22 protein-coding genes are annotated in these 24,633 nt (G+C 44.7%); 14 read left to right on the top strand and 8 right to left on the bottom strand.

Features of this window, described 5'->3' with window-relative positions; translation table 11 throughout:
- Window positions 1-9 precede the first annotated feature (9 nt).
- From secD to WA381_RS05085, 5 genes are all read right to left on the bottom strand, one after another.
- Window positions 10-1,854: a protein translocase subunit SecD gene (gene secD, locus WA381_RS05105; protein ID WP_014950187.1), complete on the bottom strand. Its 1,845-nt coding sequence runs from the start codon at window positions 1,852-1,854 to the stop codon at window positions 10-12.
- Window positions 1,855-1,909: 55 nt separating this feature from the next.
- Window positions 1,910-2,245 (bottom strand): preprotein translocase subunit YajC, encoded by a 336-nt coding sequence (gene yajC / locus WA381_RS05100; protein WP_014999069.1) that lies wholly within the window; start codon window positions 2,243-2,245, stop codon window positions 1,910-1,912.
- Window positions 2,246-2,269: 24 nt separating this feature from the next.
- The gene (gene tgt, locus WA381_RS05095; protein WP_014950189.1) at window positions 2,270-3,382 is read right to left on the bottom strand and encodes a tRNA guanosine(34) transglycosylase Tgt; all 1,113 of its coding nucleotides are present in this window, start codon (window positions 3,380-3,382) and stop codon (window positions 2,270-2,272) included.
- A gap of 173 nt (window positions 3,383-3,555) precedes the next feature.
- Window positions 3,556-4,602 carry a tRNA preQ1(34) S-adenosylmethionine ribosyltransferase-isomerase QueA gene (gene queA / locus WA381_RS05090; protein WP_156086674.1) on the bottom strand — a complete coding sequence of 349 codons (1,047 nt, stop codon included), beginning with the start codon at window positions 4,600-4,602 and terminating at the stop codon, window positions 3,556-3,558.
- A gap of 434 nt (window positions 4,603-5,036) precedes the next feature.
- Entirely contained in the window at window positions 5,037-5,312 is a 276-nt protein-coding gene (locus WA381_RS05085; RefSeq protein ID WP_014950191.1) for a DUF6471 domain-containing protein, read from the bottom strand.
- Between the two features lie 268 nt (window positions 5,313-5,580).
- Here WA381_RS05085 and WA381_RS05080 point away from each other — a divergent pair, with 268 nt between their 5' ends.
- From WA381_RS05080 to WA381_RS05025, 12 genes are all read left to right on the top strand, one after another.
- Window positions 5,581-5,970 (top strand): DUF2170 family protein, encoded by a 390-nt coding sequence (locus WA381_RS05080; protein ID WP_156086675.1) that lies wholly within the window; start codon window positions 5,581-5,583, stop codon window positions 5,968-5,970.
- A gap of 23 nt (window positions 5,971-5,993) precedes the next feature.
- Complete coding sequence (locus WA381_RS05075; protein WP_156086676.1) at window positions 5,994-6,674, top strand: PspA/IM30 family protein; 681 nt, start codon at window positions 5,994-5,996, stop codon at window positions 6,672-6,674.
- 148 nt (window positions 6,675-6,822) lie between these two features.
- The gene (locus WA381_RS05070; protein ID WP_170826512.1) at window positions 6,823-7,878 is read left to right on the top strand and encodes a potassium channel protein; all 1,056 of its coding nucleotides are present in this window, start codon (window positions 6,823-6,825) and stop codon (window positions 7,876-7,878) included.
- A gap of 11 nt (window positions 7,879-7,889) precedes the next feature.
- Window positions 7,890-8,534, top strand: a complete 645-nt coding sequence (locus WA381_RS05065) for a YjfK family protein (protein WP_014979843.1) — start codon at window positions 7,890-7,892, stop codon at window positions 8,532-8,534.
- Between the two features lie 16 nt (window positions 8,535-8,550).
- A complete protein-coding gene (locus WA381_RS05060) occupies window positions 8,551-8,967 on the top strand; it encodes a DUF350 domain-containing protein (protein WP_014950196.1) in 417 nt (138 codons plus the stop codon).
- A 10-nt stretch (window positions 8,968-8,977) separates the two neighbouring features.
- Window positions 8,978-9,646: a DUF1190 family protein gene (locus WA381_RS05055; RefSeq protein WP_014977050.1), complete on the top strand. Its 669-nt coding sequence runs from the start codon at window positions 8,978-8,980 to the stop codon at window positions 9,644-9,646.
- Window positions 9,647-9,648: 2 nt separating this feature from the next.
- Window positions 9,649-10,815 (top strand): glutathionylspermidine synthase family protein, encoded by a 1,167-nt coding sequence (locus tag WA381_RS05050; RefSeq protein ID WP_156078626.1) that lies wholly within the window; start codon window positions 9,649-9,651, stop codon window positions 10,813-10,815.
- A gap of 19 nt (window positions 10,816-10,834) precedes the next feature.
- Window positions 10,835-11,374 (top strand): rhomboid family intramembrane serine protease, encoded by a 540-nt coding sequence (locus WA381_RS05045; RefSeq protein ID WP_014950199.1) that lies wholly within the window; start codon window positions 10,835-10,837, stop codon window positions 11,372-11,374.
- Window positions 11,375-11,420: 46 nt separating this feature from the next.
- Window positions 11,421-12,122: a VC0807 family protein gene (locus WA381_RS05040; protein WP_014950200.1), complete on the top strand. Its 702-nt coding sequence runs from the start codon at window positions 11,421-11,423 to the stop codon at window positions 12,120-12,122.
- A 349-nt stretch (window positions 12,123-12,471) separates the two neighbouring features.
- Window positions 12,472-13,194 carry an ABC transporter ATP-binding protein gene (locus tag WA381_RS05035; protein WP_156086677.1) on the top strand — a complete coding sequence of 241 codons (723 nt, stop codon included), beginning with the start codon at window positions 12,472-12,474 and terminating at the stop codon, window positions 13,192-13,194.
- 71 nt (window positions 13,195-13,265) lie between these two features.
- Window positions 13,266-16,193 carry an ABC transporter permease gene (locus WA381_RS05030; RefSeq protein WP_156086678.1) on the top strand — a complete coding sequence of 976 codons (2,928 nt, stop codon included), beginning with the start codon at window positions 13,266-13,268 and terminating at the stop codon, window positions 16,191-16,193.
- Window positions 16,190-17,554 carry a lipocalin-like domain-containing protein gene (locus WA381_RS05025; RefSeq protein ID WP_156086679.1) on the top strand — a complete coding sequence of 455 codons (1,365 nt, stop codon included), beginning with the start codon at window positions 16,190-16,192 and terminating at the stop codon, window positions 17,552-17,554. The genes WA381_RS05030 and WA381_RS05025 overlap by 4 nt, the downstream gene beginning before the upstream one ends.
- 40 nt (window positions 17,555-17,594) lie before the next feature.
- On the opposite strand, the gene glsB is transcribed toward WA381_RS05025, so the two are convergent.
- From glsB to WA381_RS05010, 3 genes are all read right to left on the bottom strand, one after another.
- The gene (gene glsB / locus WA381_RS05020) at window positions 17,595-18,503 is read right to left on the bottom strand and encodes a glutaminase B (protein WP_014950204.1); all 909 of its coding nucleotides are present in this window, start codon (window positions 18,501-18,503) and stop codon (window positions 17,595-17,597) included.
- 102 nt (window positions 18,504-18,605) lie between these two features.
- The gene (locus WA381_RS05015; RefSeq protein WP_014950205.1) at window positions 18,606-20,084 is read right to left on the bottom strand and encodes an alkaline phosphatase; all 1,479 of its coding nucleotides are present in this window, start codon (window positions 20,082-20,084) and stop codon (window positions 18,606-18,608) included.
- Window positions 20,085-20,317: 233 nt separating this feature from the next.
- On the bottom strand, window positions 20,318-21,277 hold the full coding sequence (locus WA381_RS05010; protein ID WP_156078630.1) for a chemotaxis protein CheV: 960 nt from the start codon (window positions 21,275-21,277) through the stop codon (window positions 20,318-20,320).
- Between the two features lie 437 nt (window positions 21,278-21,714).
- On the opposite strand from WA381_RS05010, the gene WA381_RS05005 reads away from it, so the two are divergent.
- Window positions 21,715-23,310 (top strand): isocitrate lyase, encoded by a 1,596-nt coding sequence (locus WA381_RS05005; RefSeq protein ID WP_014950207.1) that lies wholly within the window; start codon window positions 21,715-21,717, stop codon window positions 23,308-23,310.
- 282 nt (window positions 23,311-23,592) lie between these two features.
- On the top strand, window positions 23,593-24,537 hold the full coding sequence (locus WA381_RS05000) for a LysR family transcriptional regulator (protein ID WP_014950208.1): 945 nt from the start codon (window positions 23,593-23,595) through the stop codon (window positions 24,535-24,537).
- Window positions 24,538-24,633: the final 96 nt, after the last annotated feature.

Here is a 24,633-nt window from a genome sequence, read left to right as displayed (position 1 = left end):
GTTACTTCCTTAAATCGCCAATTTCTCTACGCGTCGACCGCCCCATACTGCGTTAACAATAACGCGCGTAACAAGGATTGCGGTAAACATCGAGGTTGCTATACCAATCATCAGTGTAATCGAGAAGCCTTTAATTGGGCCTGTGCCCACGGCAAACAGGATTAAGCCTGCAATGAAGGTGGTAATGTTAGCATCTAGAATGGTAGAAAAAGCACTGTCGTAACCTTGATGAATGGCATGCTGTGGGCTGCGGCCATCACGTATCTCTTCTCGTATACGCTCAAAGATAAGCACGTTTGCATCTACCGCCATACCAACGGTCAGTACAATACCTGCCATACCCGGTAGCGTAAGCGTTGCACCAGGGATCATCGACATAATGCCCACAATCATAACTAGGTTTGTAATCAGAGCGATGTTCGCTACCACACCAAAGGCTTTGTAGTAAATCAACATGAAAACAAGTACCGCTGCCAGACCATACATAATAGCCTGCATGCCCAGCTCAATGTTTTCTTTACCCAAGCTTGGTCCAACCGTACGCTCTTCAACAATTTGAATTGGCGCAATCAGTGCACCTGCGCGAAGTAGCAACGCTAAGTCACGGGCTTCTTTCGGTGAATCAAGACCTGTGATTTGGAACTTGCTACCCAGCTGCGCACGAATAGTCGCAACCGAGATAACTTGCTCGTGTTTTTCAAACACTAGCTTGCCGTCTTTGTTACGTTCGCCAGTCGACTTGTATTCGATAAACACCGTAGCCATTGGTTTACCAATGTTCCCACGAGTTGAGCGAGACATCTTATTACCGCCTTCAGAATCAAGCGAGATGTTTACGTTCGGAAGTCCGTACTCATCAACACCGCTATTCGCATCAATAATATGGCTACCGGTAAGCATAATACGCTTTTCAAGTAGCTGAGGAATGCCTTGCTGATCTTCAATCACTTGAGAGCCAGGAGGAACGCGGCCGTTCAATGCATCACGGATATCGTTCTTCTGATCTACCATGCGAAATTCTAGTGTTGCTGTGGCATTAAGAATTTCTTTCGCACGAGCAGTGTCTTGAATACCTGGAAGCTGCACAACGATGCGATCAGCACCTTGCTTTTGTACAAGCGGCTCAGCCACACCAAGTTGGTTTACACGATTACGAATAATGGTAATGTTTTGCTTAACCGCGTTGTCGCGAATTTCCTGAAGCTTGCTTTCAGCAAAAATAGCGCGAAGTGTTAAGTCGTCCACCTGGTTAAAGGTTAGGTCGCGACTTTGGTTGCGCAAAAAGAACTCTGCCTTGTCTAGCGCATCTTCATCACGGAACGTAATGTCGATATGATCGTCAACCTGTTTTACACCGCGATAACGAATGCCCTCTTCACGCAGAGAAGTACGGAAACCACCCTCTGCGTCTTCTAGCGACTTAGCAATCACTTCGGTCATATCCACTTCCATCAAGAAGTGAACACCACCGCGAAGGTCAAGACCTAGCTTCATTGGCGCGCCACCTAGGCCTTCAAGCCATTCTGGCGTGTCAGGGGCAAGGTTCATAGCCACGTAGTAGTCATCACCAAGCGCCTTTTCAAGCGTTTCGCGCGTTACAAGCTGGGTGTCAGAATCCGAAACGCGAACTAATATTTGTTCGTTCTCAAATTCAACACGTTTTGGAGAGATATTCTTTTCACTTAGCGCGGCTTTTACTTGTTCCACAGTGGCGTCAGTTACCACAGCGTCACGGCCTGCTGAGATTTGTACGGCGTGATCTTCACCGTAAATGTTAGGAAGCGCATAAAGTGCACACATTGCAACCACAATGAGTGCACTCAGTACTTTCCAAATAGAGTTTTTGTTTAGCACTGGATAATCCTTTCGTGCCAGTACCGGGAAGCGTCCCGGCCCCGGCTTTTGTTACTTACAGTGACTTCATCGTGCCTTTAGGCAGCACAGCAGTTACTGAAGACTTCTGAACAACGATGTTGTTTGAATCGTTAAGTGCAACTTCAATGAAGTCTTTTTCTTCTGACACTTTAGTGATTTTTCCTACCAAACCACCTTGTGTTAACACTTCATCGCCTTTGCTAAGTGACGATACTAGGTTTTTATGCTCTTTTACACGCTTAGCCTGTGGACGGTAAAGCAAGAAGTAAAAGATTAAACCAAATACAGCTAGCATGATGATCATTTCCATGCCGCCACCTTGCGGCGCACCAGCAGACTGTGCGTAAGCGTTAGAGATAAATAGGCTCATAAAATTCCCCAAATATTATCGTTGTTATAGTGCCGGAACCGGCAACCCTTTTTGTTCATAAAATTCTTGTACAAACTCATCAAGCGTACCTGCGTCAATCGCATCGCGAAGACCCTGCATCACACGCTGATAGTAGCGTAGGTTATGGATGGTGTTTAAGCGCGCACCCAAGATTTCGTTACACTTGTCCAAATGATGTAAATAAGAGCGAGAATAGTTTTTACAAGTGTAGCAATCACAATTCTCATCTAATGGCGAGGTGTCGTTTCTGTGTTTCGCATTGCGAATCTTCACTACGCCTTCAGTCACAAACAGGTGACCGTTTCGCGCGTTACGCGTGGGCATTACACAGTCAAACATATCGATGCCGCGACGCACAGACTCTACCAAATCTTCAGGTTTACCCACGCCCATTAAATAGCGAGGTTTATCTTCCGGAATTTTAGGCGCGGTATGATCGATAATGCGGATCATATCTTCTTTCGGCTCACCTACTGAAAGACCACCAATGGCGTAACCGTCGAAGCCAATAGCTTCAAGGCCAGCAAGTGAAACGTCGCGCAGACCTTCGTACATACCGCCTTGAATGATACCAAACAGTGCTGCTGGGTTATCGCCATGGGCTTCTTTACTACGTTTGGCCCAACGTAGCGACATTTCCATTGAAACGCGCGCTTCTTGTTCAGTAGCGGGGTACGGCGTGCACTCATCAAAAATCATCACGATGTCAGAGCCCAAATCGCGCTGAACTTCCATCGATTTTTCAGGCGTAAGTAAGATCTTTTCGCCGTTTATCGGAGAGCGGAATGTTACACCTTCTTCGGTAATTTTACGCAAATCACCCAAGCTAAACACTTGGAAGCCACCCGAATCCGTAAGGATTGGCTTGTCCCAATTCATGAAGTCGTGCAGGTCGCCATGCTGGCGAATAATGCCTGTACCAGGACGAAGCATCAGGTGAAACGTGTTTCCAAGACAGATGTGTGCACCGCTGTCTTTTAATTCTTCAGGGGTCATTCCCTTAACAGTACCGTATGTACCTACGGGCATGAACGCTGGGGTTTCAACAACACCGCGTTCAAACACCAAACGACCGCGTCGTGCTCGGCCTTCGGTTTTTAACAACTCAAATTGCATGTGAAAGCATTCCCACTTTGTTGCGCTTTTGCGCTGGGTATAAAAATAAATTGGCGGCGATTATACCAGTAATTCGGCTGAGATCATGCCCCGTATCTATGTTTAGATATAACTAAGCTAGAAAGGCCTGCAAAACACCGATTTAAACGCCTAATGTCCTCGGGCGAATGTGCTTAGGCGCGTTCAATAAACATAGAATCACCGTAGCTAAAGAATCGATATTCTTTCTCTATCGCTTCTTGATACGCCTTCATGACATTCTCTTTGCCAGCAAATGCGCTAATTAACATCATTAGCGTGGACTCTGGAAGGTGAAAATTGGTGAACATTGCGTCTACCACTTTAAACTCAAAACCAGGGTAGATAAAAATCTCAGTATCTTCGTTAAATGGTGAAATAACTTCCTCGTCATCGCGCTCTGCACTTGCCTTTGCCGCTGACTCCAAAGAGCGTACAGAGGTTGTACCCACTGCAATAACACGTTTACCGTTGGCCTTTGTGGTTAGAACAGCGTCAACAACGTCTTGCGGTACTTCGGCGAACTCTGCGTGCATTTTGTGCTCTTGAATATTGTCAACGCGCACAGGCTGAAACGTACCCGCGCCAACGTGTAAAGTTACAAAGGCCAAATTCACGCCTTTTTCTTTTAACGCAGCCAGTATTGCATCGTCAAAGTGTAGCCCTGCAGTAGGCGCCGCAACCGCGCCCGGCTTTTGATTGTAAACGGTTTGATAGCGCTCTTTGTCTGAACTTTCATCGGGACGGTCGATGTAAGGAGGTAGCGGCATGTGGCCATGGGCTTCTAGCAGCGTTAATACGGTCTCATCGTGGTCAAACTGTAAAATAAATAGCGCATCGTCTCGCCCTGTCACCGTAACATTCACTTTTTCTTCAAGAATCAGCTTAGATCCAGGCTTAGGCGCCTTGCTCGCGCGAACATGCGCTAACGCTGTATTGTCTGATGTTATACGTTCGATCAGCACTTCAACCTGTCCGCCCGTTTCCTTTTTGCCCAGTAAGCGTGCAGGAATAACCCGCGTATTGTTGAACACCAAGAGGTCGCCTGGCTCTACGAATTTCAGCATGTCAGCGAACATTGTATGCGCCACAATGCCTGTCTTCCCGTCTAAATGTAACAAGCGGCTCGCTGTACGTTGCTGAGTTGGGTATTTGGCGATAAGTTTTTCGGGTAGCTCGAAGCTAAAATCTGATAGTTTCATAAATACGACTAAATTACGGCATAAAAGTTAGACAAAAGTAGAATATTAAGTGCTATTTAAGTTGAAACTAAAGGCTAATAAAAATAGATTTATAGATTAAACCAAAGTCAAAACAAAAACAAAAACCCTTACTTATCAAAAATTTAAAAAATAACGTATATTATAAAATAACTTTATATTGAACAATATACGTACAATTCAATTTATTAAATAGCACTTAACTCCTTAAACGGTTAAGATACCTGCAGATAGTGATGATGTTCTCCCATAAACATTCCTTATCATTCGTACCCAGCACTTGCTGGGTATTTTTTTATCTGCTTATTTTCCCTGCCTGCCTTCACTCATCGCAACGTTATTGCGAAGCTTCGATTCCTCTGCGCGACAGGTTAGTTGAATATCGATATCTTATAAACGGCGGTATTTTACGCTGTTTATTGCTGAAGATCAGTTAAGATTTCCTCTAAAAGCGCCGCATCTAATGGACGCGCCTTCAACACGTACAAAATCTGCAGAAGTAAATCGGCGCCCATAATACCTTTATTTACTTTATTTCTAAGGTTATCTGCGCTTTGCTCCACGCCAATCTCTTCCAGCCTTTGGCTTAACGCTTGATATTTTACGCCGCGCACAGACATCTCAGATTTCACGACTCTTGCTACCGTTTGCCGCCACGCATTTTTAGCACCTTGCGTATTTCCAGTGTTCACACAGCCCCCCAAAACCACACAAATGTGATATATATTTTACAAAAACACACTTTTTTACACTTATAGCATGCATTTAATGTTGACGATTATGGCACAACAGGTCTACACTGCAAGTCTAGATATTGGCGAAGATGAAAATAGTCGTTACAGTAACTTCGGTGGTTAATACAGCAAAGTATCTGTTTTTAATAAAGTGCAGTTGTATAACACACCACTTACACGACATTCATTTTCACAACTATCGCTTCAATAATTAAAGGAGAAAGGTATGAGCTGGGAACTGGAAAGCATCGAAGCCTTATTTAAAGAGCATGATGACTTTGTGGTAACACGTGAGGAAAACTGCTTACTTATTGCTAATCAAGACGGCATAGACGCCTGGCTTGCTATCAGCGGAGAGCAGATCTTAGTAGAGAGTCTTTTGTTTGCAGCGTCGGAAGTAAAAGATAAGCCAGCGCTAGATCATGAAATATTGTCTACTCATATGGTGTTCCCTTTGACCACGGTAGGCATTTCAAACATTGGTGGTGAAGAGTACTACATTGCCTTTGGTGCGCTAAGTGCCCAGTCAAAAGCCGAAAGTATCGTTATTGAAGTGGAAACCCTGTTTCAGAATGTTGCATCTTTCTTAGATGCCTACGAAACACACCTTAACTAAAATTTACTTCTAAGGAGAAGCGAATGTCAGTGTGGAAAAAATTAGTAACTGCAGTAAAAGGTGGTGCAACCGAAGCTGCTCAATCTGTCGTAGACAGTCAGGCTATTCGAATTCTGGAACAAGAAATTAGAGAAGCCAAAGAAGAATTGCGTAAGTCAGACCATGCACGTACCCAAATCTTGGCAAAGTGTAAACTTTCTCAGCAAAAAGTGGATAGCTTCAATTCGTCAATTGCGGAATACGAAGCCCACGCGCGCAAGGCCATCGATAGCGACCGCCAACTCGCGCTAGACTGTGCGCAAAAGGTGTCTGAACTTAAAGAGGAACGAGACCAAGAACAAACATTTCTTGATCAGTTCCAGCAGTCAGAAAAGCAGCTGGCACAAAATATCCAACAGGCGAAAGCGAATTTACGTCGCTTAGAGCAGCAAGTGGATATGGTAAAAGCCACTGAAAGCGTTCAGAAGGCGCAAGTAGCGGTTTCTTCACGCCACATGGGTGCGAATAGCAAAATGAAAACGGCGACAGAGTCACTGTCACGTATTCAAGATAAGCAAAAGATGCGCAATGCTGAGCTACAAGCTGCAGAAGAGTTAGCAAATAATGAATCGAGCAGCGATCTAGAAAAACGTCTAGCCGAAGCGGGCATTAAAGGGGGTAAAACCTCGGCCGATGACGAGCTAGCGCGAATTCTAGGCAAGTAAGTGAGAAAAATGGGAGCTACGCGCTCCCATTTTTAATTCTTGTTACAATAATTTCCTGCGTAAATTACCGTTAAGTAAAGCGCTAACCTAGACAAATCAAGTACTTCAAGGCAGAGTAAGGGCACGCATAACAAGGGCTGTTTCTTTTATGTCTCCATGGATAAAACTGCGAAAAATCATGCTGCAATATTTTGCAGAATCACGCTGGTACACTATTGTCGGTGCCACCGCCTTTTACGCAGTAACAAGCTATTGGCTACTTTACGCTGCAGACGAGCACGATTTAATTACCAACGCCGACTTTATTTACTGGCTGGCGGTCACCGCCTCTACAGTGGGCTATGGTGATTTATCTCCCGTCACGCCAGCGGGAAAACTGGTTGTAGCGCTTTACGTCATACCGCTTGGTTTGAGTATCTTCGCCATGGTAATTGGCCGGATTGCAGCTTGGGTTTCATTAACGTGGAAGAAAGGATTGTTGGGTATGAATAGCTTGATGCTAGATGAACATATCTTAGTAATTGGGTGGAATGAGCAGCGTACTATGCTACTGCTTGATTTAATACTTCAAGAACGCGATGCCATGCCAGAGCGCCCTGATATTGTGCTGTGTGTGAAGGCCGATATCACTAACCCCATGCCTGGCGTGATTGAGTTCGTGAAGGTAGATTCGTTTAACAAAGACGAAGATATGGATCGCGCCTGCGTGTCCACCGCCCGAACTATTCTTATCGATAACCCACAAGACGATGTCACCATGACTACCGCGCTGTATTGTACTAAGCGTAATCCTGATGCACATCAGGTGGCCTATTTTGATGATGATAGCCTAGTCAGCTTACTTCAGGATCACTGTCCTAAAGTGGAGTGTACACCCAGCGTGGCAATAGAAATGTTAGTTAAAGCCGCTTTTGATCCTGGTTCTAGTATGCTTCATCACGACTTGCTGAGTATTGAAGAGGGCCAAGCGCAATTTTCAGTAAAAATACCAGAAAGTAGCCACGCCATTTCTGTTGCTAAGTTATTTATTAACTTGAAACGTAAACACGATGCCATCTTTATTGGTTATGCGCCAAATGGTCTTGTGAAAGAAATGGTGGTAAACCCACCGTTGGACGTTACGTTAAACCCGGGAGACACCTTGTTTTATATTGCTGAGCGCCGCATTAATGCAATTAACTGGTCTTCTCTAGACGCTGATTAAGAGGCGTAAACATGTTTAGTAAACTATTTAAAAAATCAGAACCTAAAAAACCTAAGTCGCCAGAAATAATGGGGCTTTATTTAGGTGGCTCTTTCGAGTTAGATAACTTGAAACTTTCGCTATTAGAACCGGAGCTCACTATTGAAGGCGCAGCCCGTTCTCAATTAATTCAAGCGGTAGGTGAAGCGCCCTTAGATACAGGTGGCACTCTGCTTCGCTTTTACACCGACGACGATGGATTTTTACAGGTGGTCACCGACGGCGGCTTGTCTGAGAATCACATTACCGATGTTAAGCTGTGGCACTTTTATGAAACGAAAACCATTGGTAATACTGCTCAGTGGAACGAATGCTTGAAAAACGTTATCAGCCAGCCCACCTATGAGCTTGACGGTAAGGTCTATACCCGCGTGTGGGGGGCAGTGGGCGATGAGTCACCGCCTGTTGCCGTCACTGAAACTACCTATGAAGAAGATGGTGATGTGAGTACCACTGATCAGTTTATGATGCTGTATGAACGCCCAATCAGTAACGATAGAGTTGAAACCCTGCTTGTTGTGGGTGAAGAAAAGCAAGTAGGTAATAATTTAGATAGATGTTTGGTGATTTCAACGGGGTTTGATGTTGAACCTGCAGATATCACTATAAACGGTTAATAAAAAGGGAATAACTATGGATACGATCATGCAATCTTTGGCTGGCCTTGATAACTTTGCGCTTTACTTCGGCTTGTCGATTGTTTTTTTGTTTATCTTCAAATTGGTGTACGCATTGGTCACACCTCACGATGAATGGAAGCTGGTAAAAGAAGAGAAAAACGTTGCCGCTGCCATCGGTTTTGGTGGTGCTATAATCGGTTTTGCTATCGCCCTTGGCAGCGCAGCTTCAAACTCGGTTGCTGTAGTAGATTTTGCTATTTGGGCGCTTGTTGCTGTGATTGCACAATCCCTAGCGTTTGCCATTTTGCGTTTTAGCTTTATGCCGAAAATCGCTGAGCGCATAAACAATAACGAAGTTTCTGCGGGTGTTATGCTTGCCAGCATGTCTATTGCCGTAGGCTTACTCAATGCCGCTTGCATGACCTATTAAGGGGGCAGCGATGACTGATAAACGAAACACTCAGCTTGATGTTGTTGATAGCGTGCAAGGTGAAAAGCCCGCATTAAAACGCACCAAACATATTGACCTTGGTCGCATGCGCAAAGGTTTTAGCGTGAAGCCTTTAGCATTGGGTGTGGCCAGCGTTATTTTAAGTGGTTGTGGCGGCGAAAAAGAAGACGCCACCATTTACACCTCACTAGAAGACTGTAAACAGGATTTTCCTGATGCAGTAGAGCGTTGTGAAGCTGCCTACCAGACAGCGGTCGACGAGGCCATGCGCACCAGTCCGCGCTTTAGCTCTGAGTACGACTGCGAACATGAATTTGGCCCTAACCAGTGCCAATATGTGAATAATAGTAGCGGCAGCTTTTTCATGCCGTTCATGGCAGGTTACATGGTGAGCTCTCTGCTATCGCCAAATCGCTATTACTCACAGCCCTTATATACTTCCTATTCATATAATTCACCGTTTCGTTCACGCTGGATAACGGCAGACGGCTATGTGTTCGACGGCGACATTCGCAAAAGAAAATATCGCGTAAACAAAGACGTTTATAAGCCTAAGCCTACCGTGAACCGCACAATGAAACGAGGCGGGTTTGGTAGCAGCGTTCGTGCAAAATCATCTTGGGGTAGCAGCAGCCGTAAAGGCGGCTGGGGCGGATAACTATGTTTAGAATGCCTTGCCAGCCTCGCAAGGGCTGGCAGCAGTTGGCTAACGAGTTTGGTTTTCATTTCCACACCATGTATGGCGAGCCTTATTGGGATGAAAGTGCCTACTACCAATTCACGCTAGCGCAAATTGAAAACGATATTGAAGACCCCACAGCCGAGCTACATCAAATGTGCTTGGCAGTGACCGAAGATGTGGTTAATAGTGAGGAATTACTTACTCGTTTTCGAATTCCAGAGCAACATTGGGACTTAGTAAGAAACAGCTGGCAGGAAAGAGCCCCCAGTTTGTATTCACGCCTTGACCTTGTCTACAGCGGCAAAGGGCCAGCTAAGCTACTAGAAAATAATGCAGATACGCCCACCAGCTTGTATGAATCTGGCTTTTGGCAGTGGCTGTGGCTTTCACAAAATGTGGATGCCGGCAAACTCGCCCTGCACGCTGATCAGTTCAATAGCTTGCAAGAAAAACTAGTTCATCGCTTTCGCGAAATAGCATTGCACTACAACATTAATCAACTGCACATGGCGTGTTGTAAAGATACCGTAGAAGACCGCGGAACAGTGCAGTACCTACAAGACTGCGCTACAGAGGCCGGGCTTTTAGCTGACTTCGTTTTTATTGAAGACATTGGGTTGGCGGACACGGGCGTTTTTACCGATCTTCAAGACGCGCCAATTACAGACTGCTTCAAGCTTTATCCTTGGGAGTTTATGCTGCGCGAAGAGTTTGGCGATGTGTTAGAAGATGCCCAAGTTAATTGGATAGAGCCCCCATGGAAATCGATAATTTCCAATAAAGCCTTGCTTCCTCAGCTTTGGAAGAAGTTTGAAGGCCACCCTAACCTGCTTCCCGCTTATTTTTCAGATGAAATAAAAACAAACACACTATCAGGAAAGTGGATTAAAAAGCCTCTATTTTCTAGGGAAGGCGCGAATGTTTCAATCATTGAAGGTGGAATTGAGAATAGGCTTAGCGATGGTCCTTACGGCGAAGAAGGCTATATTGTTCAAGCATTTGAACCTTTACCCGTTTTTGAAGGTAACCATACACTCATAGGTAGTTGGTTGGTAGATGACATGCCAGCAGGTATTTCAGTAAGAGAAGATGCATCTGCTATTACCCAAGATCTCTCTCGCTACCTTCCTCATATTATTTTGTAATCTACTTTAGGGGCGTTCGATGAAGCCGCTTTCTTTCCAAATTCGCGTTCTACTGACGCTAGGTGCATTGTTAATCGTAATAGAAGTAGCAAACTTACTTACCGGCAATGCACTTAATCAGTTTGGTGTAGTGCCTCGTACACTTTCAACCTTGCCATATATATTCACAGCCCCTTTCCTTCACGGTACACCCACTCATTTGATGGCTAACTTGGTGCCTCTTTTGCTGTTCATGTGGCTTACTATGCAGTGGGGAAAACGCACGTTTCTTATCGCTACGCTAAGCGCACTGCTTATAGGTGGTTTGGGCGTGTGGCTGTTCGGTAGAAGCGCTACGCATATTGGCGCGAGCGGCATGGTATATGGCTACTTCGGCTTCCTCGTGCTAGCAGGGTTTAGAAGTAACAAAGTGCGGTATTTGCTTATTTCACTAGTAGTTGCAGCGCTATACGGAGGAATGCTGGTTGGTGTACTTCCCACATCCAAATTTATTTCCTTTGAATATCATCTGTTTGGCTTTATTGGCGGCTTATTTGCCGCATGGCACTGGGCACGCTAATTAGTTTACGTATAATTAGCCTCAAGATAAGACGTTGTAATTAGATATGTCAGCAGTACAAGAACCTACACAAAAAAACCAAGGCTTTTTCGGCAACCTCGCGTTTAACATTGTTATTCCTGTGGTGCTAATGAGCTATGCAAGTTCGGAAGATTACCTAGGCCCTGCGTGGAGCATTGTGGCGGCACTCAGCTTTCCTATTGGTTATGGCCTATGGGATTTAAAAGAGTCGGGAAAGGTCAACGGCTTTTCCATTTTAGGCATTATCAGCGTACTACTTACCGGCGGGTTTAGCTTACTTAAACTGCCTGCAGAGTATATTGCGATAAAAGAAGCCGCTATCCCAGGCATTATCGGTATTGCTGTACTCGTAACCCAATACTCTAATAAACCCTTGGTCAAAATGCTTATTTTGAACGACCAAATCATAAACTGGCCACACCTAAACCAAGTTCTTGATGCGAAAGGAAAACAGAGCGAGTTTAAAAAGAAAGTCGCGGTTAGCTCTTACATCGTAGCGAGTTCGTTTTTCCTCTCTTCTGCACTAAATTATATCTTGGCAAAAATGATATTGGTCAGTGAGCCGGGCACTACGGCATACACTGAAGAGCTTGGCCGAATGACTGCGCTTAGCTACCCAGTTATTGTGATCCCGAGCATGATTTTGCTTATTGCTGCGCTTTGGTATTTATTTGCCCAAATCAAAAAAATTACTGGCGAAGAACTCGATAACTTTATCAATCAGTAAAAGGACAATCGATAAGGGGCTTAACGCCCCTTTAACATGCCCTTCCCCACAATTAAAGCTGTTACATATCTACTATCCTAAGCCACCAAAGCACTACCTTAGACGCATAAGAGTATGAGCCCATCAAATTTCCGCACCGCTTTTAACCAAAAAGCGTGGGTATTACGTATACTCTCAAATATAAAAATAACCCGTTCTATTAGAACATGTAGGCGCTAATTGAAGGCGCGCATTGCACCTCTAACATTACGCCATAAGCGCTGCTAATTGCGTTTTAAGTATAGCCTATTGCATGCATTCTCGCTCCTTCATGTTCACACTAAGACGGTTCAATACAAAACGGCGAATTATGCTGACAATAAAAGACTTAAAGAAATCTTTTTCAAAGACAGGGGCTCCGCTCATCAACAACCTTAACCTTACCGTAAAGACAGGTGAATCGGTGAGTATTCAGGGGGCTTCTGGCTGCGGTAAATCTACCTTGCTGTCGCTTATTGCTGGGTTTGAGACGCCCGACGGTGGAGATATTTCGGTAAATGGATTGTCGATTGCTGGCAATAGCAAACTCGATAATACATTTAAAGCGAAGGATATCGACAATTTTCGCAAACAGCATTTAGGTATTGTGTTTCAAAGCTTCAATTTATTCGACTGCTTTAATGCGTGGGACAACATTGCCTTTACTGCAAGGCTAAAAGGTAATGTAGATAACGACTACCAATTAGCATTAATGGAGCAGCTTGGGATATTACCCCTAGCGCAAAAGCCGCTAAGTCAGTTATCTGGCGGTGAACAGCAGCGCTGTGCCATTGCTAGAGCACTTGTACATCGCCCCTCGCTTATCTTGGCCGACGAACCCACCGGCAATTTAGACGAAACCACTAGCGAAACCGTGTCTGACTTACTCTTTAAAACTTGTAAAGAGGCCAATACTTCTCTTGTTGTGGTAACTCATAGCCAAGACGTCGCAGTAAAAGCAGACGCCGCTTTGCGACTACATAAAGGGGTATTAGAGAGTGTGAAATATAAAACTAAAGAACAAACCTTATCTACACCAGTAGCAGCAAGCTAATTGTAGGTGAAAAACGTTAGCGATATGCGCCCTGTGAAAAAGACACCGAAAACAGCAAGTAGGAAAATAACGTGCTACGCACTCTACTGTTAACACTTTCTAGCTTACTTGCAATGGCAAGGCACAGGCCGTGGGAGCCATTGCTCATTATGGCCGCAATTATACTGGCCAATGCTGGCTTGGTTACCGTTTTGCTTATAAACGAAGGCGCTACACAAGGTGAACTGCTACAGTCGAAGCAAGGGCTTACCTTGGGCAGTATCATCACCCCAGCAGACAGCAGAACTCGCTTTGCACAAAGTGATTATGCCACGCTTCGCAAGCAGGGTTTTACCCAGCTTGTTGCGATAACTGAAAGAGACATCACCCTATCGTGCAATGGCAGCGAGCCCACAGCAACAACTCTCACATTAATCGGTGTTGATACTCAGCCTCTTTTAGGAAACGCATTTAGAAAGAGAGGTTTTGAAGCGCCTGCCCAAAACGATAGCGCTCTTTCGCTTTCCTATTTATCGCCAAATGCGAAGAAATTTAGTGAAATGGAAAACCAGCAGACGCCAGCGGGACGCGAATTGCGCTCAAATTCTGGGGGCGACTTCGCTGTAAATGGGCTTATTCACCCCTTAACGAACGCAAAACTGGCCTGTCACGACACGCTCAATGAAATCGATAGAAAATCCGCGCCAAGTCCCTATTGGCCTGCAACGGTAAGCGCGTATGTGAGCAGCTTTGCTCCGCAAAATACAATTTTAATCTCTATCGATGAATTTTACAGAGGCGGGGTAACGATTGAGAATGATGAATCTGTTAAGCCTGTTATTCCTGACAATGCTAAACGCGCGCAAGAGAAACAAGCAAAGCAACAGAAAGCTTACGTCCCACTTTCCGGGCTTATTGCACTTTCACCGCTATCACATCAACATTTAACCCAAATAGAAACCCTACTTGGAATACCTGTAAAGCAAACCACTAGCAATACAGACAATGACACCGGTTCGTTGCCAGATAGTTTTAGGCTAAATCTTTGGGCGACGAGCGGACTGATGGGCGTTGTGGCGCTTTTTATAGTACTTAACGCGCTAAACTTGATGTACCGCACGCGGCTACCCAATATCATTCGTTTAAGGCAGCTGGGCATATCTCAGCGAATTTTAAGCATTGCCCTATTCACCGAGTTGCTTGTTTACTGCGTAATAAGTATTCCAATTGGCATGTTCATCGGTTTTCAAGCGGCGTCATGGTTGTCACCTGTGATAAACGGTACATTTACGTCATTGTTTAACGCCGTATTTGTTAACCCAGACGTTAATCTGCTTTTCACCTTCGGCTTCGCATTAACAACGACCTTTATATCGCTGGTTGTTTTTTCGTTAGTTTCTATAGTTAAGCTTTCAAATGCCCTAACCGTAGCGCCTGTCAAAAAAGAAAATGCGTTAGGCCAATTTGCCGTAGGTCTTATCTCATTATGTGCCCTACTACTGTTATTTATCGCTGAGGGGTTCGTATCTTCTACTGCTTCAGCACTTTTCTTTGTTGCACTGTTACTCCTTACCAGCTGCGCGCTTATTCTTCTTTGGTTACCTATTTTCTCTAAGCTACTGACTAGATTTGTACCAAGACAGTGGCCCGTGTTTCACTACGTCATTGCTAATATGCATTTACTGTCTAGCAAAACCCGTCTCGCCGTTTGTGCATTCTTTATAGCGCTAACCGCAAATATTGGTATGAATACCATGACGGACAGCTTTAGAGACGCCACTGAACAATGGTTAACGCAAAGGCTTTACGCGCCTTTCTATCTGTACACCGACGCGCCACTTAGTCGTATCGAAACGTTATCTACCAAATCGTTACCTCCGCTTGCTTTAACTCCTTTACTTAAGGCCGAGGGAGCTGTCATTAGCTCACGTGCTCAAGAAGAGACACATAAAGAAACACATGAAGTCAGTAACAGCCCACCCACTTACGTTTCTATCAGTAGCTACCCCGTTCACCAAAACGGTAAAAAGGCGCTTGTCCTCGATGATGTAATAAACAACGACCTCAGCACAGCGTGGCGTGAGTTTACAGAAGGGAAAGGGGTATTCATCAATCAGCAATTAGCGTTTGCCCTTAACGCAAAGTTAGGACACACGCTAGATATAGAAAATATTCGCCTTCGTAAAACTGCGAATTCAAGTTCTTCGGCGGTTAATACATCTAACGAGGCGTATAGCTCGCCACAAGATAAAACTACTGACCCAACACAAAGCTCACAAAGCAGTTCGTCGAACTCAAAGGTATTTGCAGCGACGCCTCAATGGAAAGTACTGGGTATTTATCCTGACTACGGTAACCTGAACGGGCAAATATTAGTGCCTCTTCCCTCGTTTAATCGAAACGATGTCCTTATCAGGGATCAACTTTTTCCCGGTGTAGTAGCTATTTACCCAGAGCCGCCTATTGAGACGAACGTGATAGGCGATAACAAACAAAGCACCTATGGAAAGGACATCCTCGAACAGCAGCTAAAATCACAGTTAGGGGAACACCGCGAAATTGCCCTTTATACCCGACAAGCGCTGTTAGATACCTCTATGCAGACCTTTGATCGTACCTTTGTATTAACCGACGGCCTTAACATTACCACCCTATTGGTGGCGGGCGTCGCCTTCGCTGTTTCGCTGACGGTGCTAACCATAGGCAGCACAGCGCAGTTATCTGTATTGCGTGCCATTGGCGTTAGTCAGCTTAAAGTAAAAGCATCTCTGTTTGCGCAATATCTGCTGCTTTGTTTTATCTCAGCCTTGCTCGCCATTCCTTTTGGCGTGTACTTGGCCTATGTCTTTATTCAACAAGTAAACCGGCATGCATTTAACTGGGTGTACCCGCTTTCACTTAATGCAGAGGTTATTCTCTCTAGCGTGGGGTTATCGCTGCTTATCGTTTCACTGGTGCTGTTGTTACCTTTAGGAAAACTTAAGCCGAAAGTTGATTTAAGGCAGGAAGTTCAGCTATGAAAAACCATTTAGGTAGTGCCAACACCACGTTTTTGCAATTTAAAGCCAATACTTTTTTAGTACTTATAGCTATTTGTTTCACGTTGAGTGCATGTACTGAAAACCCAAAAGATGAAAACGAAACTCTGGGAACCTCCACGCCAAACGGCTTTTTTGGAAACATGCAGTCGAGCGACGCCTTTACGCCAGTAAAGCGGGGCTATACTGTTGCGATACCGCGCGATCACATGAGTCATCCCGATTTTCAGTTAGAGTGGTGGTACCTCACGTTTGTGTTAAGCGCTGAAGACGGGCAAGAGTTCGGCCTTCAATATACGCTTTTTCGTTTCAATACTGAGCTAAATGCCCCTCCAAGCGTTAAGGTTAATGCTGAAAATAGTGCTGAAGTTAACGCCAACAACCATATCGCAAAAAACTGGACCAATGGCCAGCAGTGGATGGGACATGCTTCGCTACACACCGCTGAACAGCATTATTTCGAAGAACGATTTGCAAGCGGCGGTGTAGGTAATGCCTATGTGAATCAACAACCCTTTACGACAGTGATTGACGATTGGGCTTGGAAAGCGGCACAGGCGGAGGTTCAAACAGGTGCAGAAAGCAAAGCCATGTTCCCGTCCGTGTTAAAAGTCGCTTTTGGGCAAAGCAGCACGCATCATCCGGTCAGAATAAATGGAAAAATCCCCACTACCGCTGCAGACAGCTTATCAGAATTAAATGACGCGCCGAGCGTTAGCGCCGTCAAAGTCTCGCTTAATCTAGATACCTATGGGCCTTTCATCAAACAGGGTGATAACGGCTACAGTAAAAAAACACAAGACGAACGCCTTCGCTCTTACTATTACAGCCAACCATTTATTAACGCGAAAGGTACGTTAAACATAGAGGGCAATAGCGTAAGAGTTACGGGTAAAGGCTGGTTTGATCACGAATGGACGAGCCACCTAGCCAACAGTGAAGCCATGGGATGGGATTGGTTCTCGCTGCATTTAGACGATGGAAGTAAATTGATGGCGTTTCGCATGCACGCCATGAATGAAAACATGAAAAATAGTACAAGCAAACACAGCGAAATATTCACAACGGCTAGCTATATAGCGAAAAATGGCACGAAAGAAACCATCGAGCAAGCCAACGTATCAATTACGCCAACGGCCTATGAAACAATCAACGAGGGAGAGTCACCTCGCTCTGTTCCCACCGCTTGGCGTATTCAAATACCAGAAAAAGATATCGACCTATTCATTCGCCCGTTCAAGGAAAACCAATGGAATAACAGCTTATTTCCCTATTATGAAGGACGAGTGGAAATAAAAGGCTCCCATTCAGGAAGCGGCTTTATGGAATTGACAGGCTACTAAGGCCTGTTGACCTTTGATATACAGCGAAGCGTAATAGCCCCTAATAAATAGACCAATTGATGCGTTCACTTAGCGATGTCAAAGCCGCCACACCTAGCTGAGAATTACCCACGCTATTAAGCGCTGGCGAAAATACGCATATTGAAAAGCGTCCTGGTACAACAGCCACTATGCCTCCACCTACGCCACTTTTACCCGGCAAGCCTACTTTAAAAGCAAAGCTCCCAGCTTCGTCATACATACCGCTAGTCGCCAGAAGCGCGTTCACTTGTTTGGTTTGATAAGGCGTTAGCACCTTTTCATTTGCGCAAGTAGAAAAACCTGCGTTAGCAAGAAAGCTCGTTGAGCGCGCCAAGTCCTCACAACTCATTTCTAGTGCACAGTTGTGAAAATAATTACGAAGCACATCTTCCACTTCGTTTTCAAAATTTCCGTAGGCTTTCATCAAATATGCCATTGCTGCATTGCGAGAGCGGTGCTCGTATTCAGACTCCGCCACCACCTTATTTACCACGATATCGCCGTTACAGCTTAAGCGTCTTACGAAATCTCGCATGGCAATATAAGGGGAAGCGAACCGAGATTGCACCATATCACTAACCACCAGCGCACCGGCATTAATGAAGGGGTTGCGGGGAATACCGTTTTCATATTCCAACTGTACAAGAGAATTAAACGGCAGGCCGGATGGCTCGCATCCAACTCGCTCCCACATGGTTTCACCGTAGTGATTGATAGCTAAAACAAGATTAAAGACTTTTGAGATACTTTGAATAGAAAAAGGAACGCTCGCATCGCCTATCGACGTTATTTGACCGTTTGTATCGCAAATTGAAATGCCAAATTGCCGTGGATTAACCGTGGCCAACGCAGGGATGTAGTCGGCAACTTTTCCCATGCCCAACATGGGCTCAACTTCATCATAGATATCTTGAAGTAGTGCCAGCATTTCGTTTTTCATAGTTCCCCTTTCCTGCTTACCACAGATAAAAATAAAGCGCCTTGTTATAAAAACGCTGGCGCTTTAATTTCTATACAAACAATGTAGCGATTAGTTACAGCGCCAATCTTCCTTAAAGTCACACAAGCCATCATCATCTTCGTCTGACGTAAGCTCAATGTTGGTCGATACCTTTTCTGATACTTTATTTGAATCGGAATCGATTATTACTGGCTGTTTTTTATCGATAAAACTGAAGATTGTTTTTGCAATATCTGTGTTATCAATTTGCCCCATAAGCGATTGATAACCAGCACCAAAAGCAAATACTTCAACATCTACACCAGTGTGACCGCCTGTTGTCCACCCCGTGTTTGTTTTGGTGTCTAAGAAGGTTTTTACTGCCATGAAGCGAGTTTCATCATCTTGGTTTGATACGCTATCTAGCGTGGCAAGCTCTTCTTCACTCAACGACAAGCCAAGCTTCTGCGCCACAAATTCGCCAGGGTTCTCTTCATTTGCCATCTCTAAAGCAATTGTCATTACCGAGGCTGACATAGACTTAAGATGTTCAGGGCTCCAGCGGTAGTCGCCGTTTGCGCCAATGGTTAAGCCACCTGTGCTGTGATCCGCCGTCAAAATAACCAAGGTGTCAGGATTCGTTTTTACATAATCTCGCAAATATTCCATGGTTTGCGCTAAGTCGTGCATCTCAGCCATGGCAGACGCGATATCGTTTGCGTGACCAGCCCAATCTACTTGACTTGCTTCAACGAGAAGAAAGAACCCATTGTCGTTTTCTAAGTGTTTAATAGCATGTTGAGTTAGGTACTCAAGACGATTTTTGCGCTTGTCATCCAATACCGCAGGCAGCGCTACTGGAGCAAACAGACCGAGAACATTACTTCCCGCAGGCACTGAAGCCAGACGGTTATATGAATCGGCATATTCGTAGCCAGCATCAATAAACTGCGCCAAAATATCTCTGTCATCGCGTTCAAAGTAAGACGTTCCACCGCCTAGCATCACGTCAGCGACAAACTTACCGTCCACGCGAACATCAAAGAAATCTTCAGCTATTTCGTTGTAGTTCTTACGGCTTTCGTTATGCGCAATGTATGACGCAGGTGTCGCATGAACAATTTGAGACGTTACTGCCAAACCAGTACGCATGCCTTTACTCTTAGCATGGTACATAACAGAGTTTACTGGTTGTTTATTTACATCAACACCAATTGCACCGTTGTATGACTTAACGCCAGTAGCAAGAGCGGTTGCAGCAGCGGCTGAATCAGTAACGTAACCAGATACTTGCGCAGGATACGTGGAAGCATTGCCCACTAAAATATCGTCAAACACAACCGATTCGATTTTCGGTGTTGACGGGTCATCTACATAATTACGATAAGCCGTGGTATAGGCAGGCCCCATACCGTCGGCTACAACCATTATTATATTTTTCGGTACACCTTTAGTTTGCGTACCGGTTGCACTTGCTGATTCGGTCATAGATTCAGTGATACCACAACCCGCAAGAACAGCAATAGACGCACAACTTAGTAGTGATGTGCGAACAAATTGTTTAATCATTTAAACTTCCCTGAGTAAGTAAGGTACCTACTGGCCTGGATACCCGCAGATACAACAATAACGACACTATCGCGAATGATTCTTTGGTGATCATAAAGGTGTTAGCAAAGCGATAAGATGTAATAGTGTAAAGCAGGCTGGCAAGATGCTCAAAGCTTTTGGACAAAATAACGCAAGCATGAGATGACCAGATGGTCATCTCATTAAATTAGCAACTTTAAAGAAGGAAGCGACTACTTATTTTGTGATGAGAGGTATTCGCGCATGCGCTGTTGTGCCACGTCAACGAGCATGTCGGGCTGGAATTTGGAGATAAACCTGTCACATCCAACTTTTTCTACCATGGCGTCGTTGAAGCTTCCGCTTAATGATGTGTTGAGTGCTATAAATAAATTGCTCATACGAGGATCGTTACGCACTTCAGAAGTAAGCCGATAGCCGTCCATTTCTGGCATTTCTGCGTCGGTAAACATTAGCAAAATTTCGTCGGTTGGGTTCTTCCCCTCATCGGCCCACTTCTTCAGCAGCGCTAACGCTTCAGCGCCGTTTTTACGTTCGATGATTGTTATACCTAGCTGCTCTAACGTATCTTTAATCTGTTTTCTTGCTGTGCTTGAGTCATCTACTATCAACACTTTCTTGCCTAAGAAGTGGTTAACAATGTCTTTATCTAGCACTTCTTCAGAGATAGATGTGTCGTAATCGATGATTTCCGCGAGTACTTTTTCAACATCGATGATTTCTACCAGCTCTTGTTTACCCTCAACATTCACCTGAGTTATGGCGGTTAAATAATTGGATTTTCCAATGCCGCTAGGGGGTGGCTGAATGGTTCCCCACGATGTATTCACTATGTTTTTCACTTCACCAATAATGAAGCCCTGCACGCTTCTGTTATATTCAGTGATAATGACATTCTTCGCTGTTGCTTGCGTAGCTGCACCGCGCATTTTGATTGCCTGACGCAAGTCTATAATTGGAATGGAACTTCCTCGGTAGTTCATCACGCCTTTCAGGTTGTGATGTGAACCCGGCATTATATTGAGCTTGGGTACGTTTATAACTTCTTTAATTTTAAAGACGTTCATGGCAAAAATGTGTCGCGTTCCCAGTTGAAAAATCAAAAGCTCAAGCCTGTTCTCGCCAACAAGCTTGGTTCTTTGGTCAACTGACGACAATACACTACTACTCATAACACCCACTTTTCATATTATATATCAACAAGCTAAAACAAAAGCGCCCTCGTATCGGACAAGATTATTTAGCGTGAAGCTTTACGCCTAAATTTACCTTGCTCACACCAGCAAAGCTATTACCCTTTTAGCTAATAGACAGACGAAATAGTCAATACCAGCAAGCGTTTGCAACCTACGTGAGTTATTTTTTACCGACCACTTCTTGCCCCACTGCTGCCCCATTGCCTTAAAACCACCAAACAAAGGTGTCAAAGATTTACAGTATCTAGACTTCTCTCGGCGCCAGTCATTCACAAAATAAATGACCGCAATGCAAAATATATATTTCTATTATTCCAAATCCGGCACTAGGATGAAATGGAATCAACGGGAACGCCCTACAGCGTAAACATAAACAACGTTAAGTATTTTAATTATAGTCGGGAGAGACGCTCATGTCGCAATATCAACAAGACATTGATAACTTCGCCACATTAAAGGCAGCACAAAACGGAACTTGGGAAGGTATCAACCCAGAATTCGCTGCACGCATGAAGGTTCAAAACCGTTTTAAAACAGGTTTAGACATTGCTCGCTACACTGCAAGCATTATGCGCAAAGACATGGCTGAATACGACGCAGATTCGTCTCAGTACACACAGTCACTGGGCTGCTGGCATGGCTTTGTAGGTCAGCAAAAAATGCTTTCAGTTAAAAAGCATCAAGGCACAACTAACAAAAGCTACCTTTACCTTTCAGGCTGGATGGTAGCAGCACTTCGCTCTGAATTTGGTCCTCTTCCTGACCAATCAATGCATGAAAAAACATCAGTGTCTGCGCTTATCGAAGAACTTTATACTTTCCTTCGCCAAGCAGATGCGCGTGAATTGGGCGACCTTTTCCACAAGCTAGACGACGCTAAGAAAAACGGTGGTGATGTAGCTGCGATTCAAGCTGAAATCGACAATTACGAAACTCACGTAGTTCCAATTATCGCAGATATCGATGCGGGCTTTGGTAACGAAGAAGCAACCTACCTACTTGCAAAGCAAATGATTGAAGCAGGTGCATGCTGTATCCAAATTGAGAACCAAGTATCGGACGCGAAGCAATGTGGTCACCAAGACGGTAAAGTAACCGTGCCACACGAAGACTTCCTAGCGAAAATCAATGCAGTACGCTATGCATTCCTTGAACTAGGTGTTGATGAAGGTGTAATTGTTGCACGTACAGACTCACTAGGTGCTGGTCTTACCCAGAAGATCCCAGTATCTACATCAGAAGGCGACTTAGCTGCTCAGTACAATGCTTTCCTTAAAACTACCGAAGTTGCAGGGGCAGAAGATCTAAGTGAAGGTGACCTAGTTCTTAAGCAAGGTGGCAAACTGGTTAAGCCTGAGCGTCTACCAAACGGCTTGTTCCGCTTTAAAGACAACACAGGTTTTGACCGTGTAGTACTTGACTGCGTAACGTCACTTAAGCACGGCGCTGACTTGCTTTGGATTGAAACTGAAAAGCCTCACGTTGGCCAAATTGCTGAAATGGTTAACGCTATTCGCGAACAAGTACCAAACGCAAAGCTGGTTTATAACAACTCTCCATCATTCAACTGGACGCTTAACTTCCGTCAGCAAGTGTTTGATGCTTGGACAGAAGAAGGCAAAGACGTATCTGGCTACGACCGCGCGAAACTTATGTCTGCCGACTATGATGACAGCGAACTTGCAGCAGCAGCGGACGAGAAGATTAAGAGCTTCCAGGCTGACGCAGCACGCGAAGCGGGTATCTTCCACCACCTTATCACGCTACCGACTTACCACACTGCAGCGCTGTCTACTGACAACCTTGCAAAAGGTTACTTCGGTGAAGAAGGTATGCTTGCTTATGTTCGCGGTGTTCAGCGTCAAGAAATTCGCCAAGGTCTAGCGTGCGTTAAGCACCAAGCGATGGCAGGTTCTGACCTAGGTGATACACACAAAGAGTACTTCTCTGGTGAAGGTGCACTTAAAGCGTCTGGTGAAGATAACACCATGAACCAGTTCGACGTATAACGCGAACAGGCAATGAGTTAAACGGAAAGTATCCCAACCTTTCCTACAGGGCACCTTCGGGTGCCCTTTTTTGTGCACGTCATTCACTTCACTTATGCTTTTTGCATAAAACAAAAAAAGCCATATTTTCCTAAATCTCATAAAAAAACAATATAACAATTATATTTCAATACCTTATAGGTATAACGACGGCCAATTTAAGACTAAACGCTTATCTGACATTGAAATAAAAAAGCTTTATAATAGCTATGTTTAATTAGGTTTAAAAAGAGCATTAGAATAATGAATATAGCGAAGGTCGACCTGAATTTATTGGTTTATTTAGATGTGCTGTTGCGCGAAGGAAGTGTAACAAAAGCTGCAAACCAGCTAAGCATTACTCAGCCAGCAATGAGTAACGGCCTGAAGCGTCTTCGCGATCTATTTAAAGATCCACTTTTAGTGCGTACCAGCGATGGGATGACCCCCACTAAGCGCGCGCTTGAACTACAACCCATTATTCGCGATGTGCTTAGTCGATTGGAAAGCTCTATTCAACCCGAGACTGATTTCGATCCGTTAACCAGCGACCGAACCTTCCGCATCATGACCAGTGACTATGCAGAGAGTACCTTGTTACTTGAACTTGTTGGAAGACTGGCGGATTTAGCGCCCAATATTACGCTTGACCTTATTACGCCGAGTGACGTGACGTTTCACGATGTCGAGCAAGGTAAAGTGGATATGGCAATCAACCGCTTCGATGAACTGCCTTTGTCGTTTCACCAAAAAGTTATCTGGTATGACACCTTTAGCTGCGTAATGAGTTCCGACCATCCGCTAGTAGAAAAATGCAACCTAGAAGGCTACTTGAGTGCCCAGCATATTTGGGTGAGTAAAACTGGGTTTGGCGTAGGTGTAGGTATCGATCCAAATGAAGTACAAAAATTGGGTTGGGTTGACGCAGAGCTTACAAAAATCGGAAAACAGCGTGCTATTCGCGTATTTACTCGTCATTACCATGCAGCGCTTCAGATTGCGAAAAAGCAAAAACTTATTGCTACCTTACCAAGCAAAGCGGCGCGTTTGTTCAAACACGACCCAGATGTGGTGATTAAAGAGCCGCCTTTCGACATACCACCTATTGCGCTAAAAATGGCGTGGAGCGCCTTACTTCACCACGACGCAGGTCACATTTGGTTGCGCCGCTTAATCAGCGATGTAGCTAGCGAAATGAATGCGGGCTAAACATTCACAAAATATATGGCAGAAATACAAACCATAAATTAAAAAACTATCTCTATACACACTACACTGGGTGAACAGACAAATGTATAGAGGTAG

The organism is Alteromonas sp. CH_MED4-4 (genome assembly GCF_037029575.1).
In the GTDB taxonomy this organism is placed as follows: Bacteria; Pseudomonadota; Gammaproteobacteria; order Enterobacterales; family Alteromonadaceae; genus Alteromonas; species Alteromonas macleodii.
The sequence above is the reverse complement of the archived record's forward strand: the minus strand, read 5'-3'. Positions and strand labels throughout refer to the sequence as shown.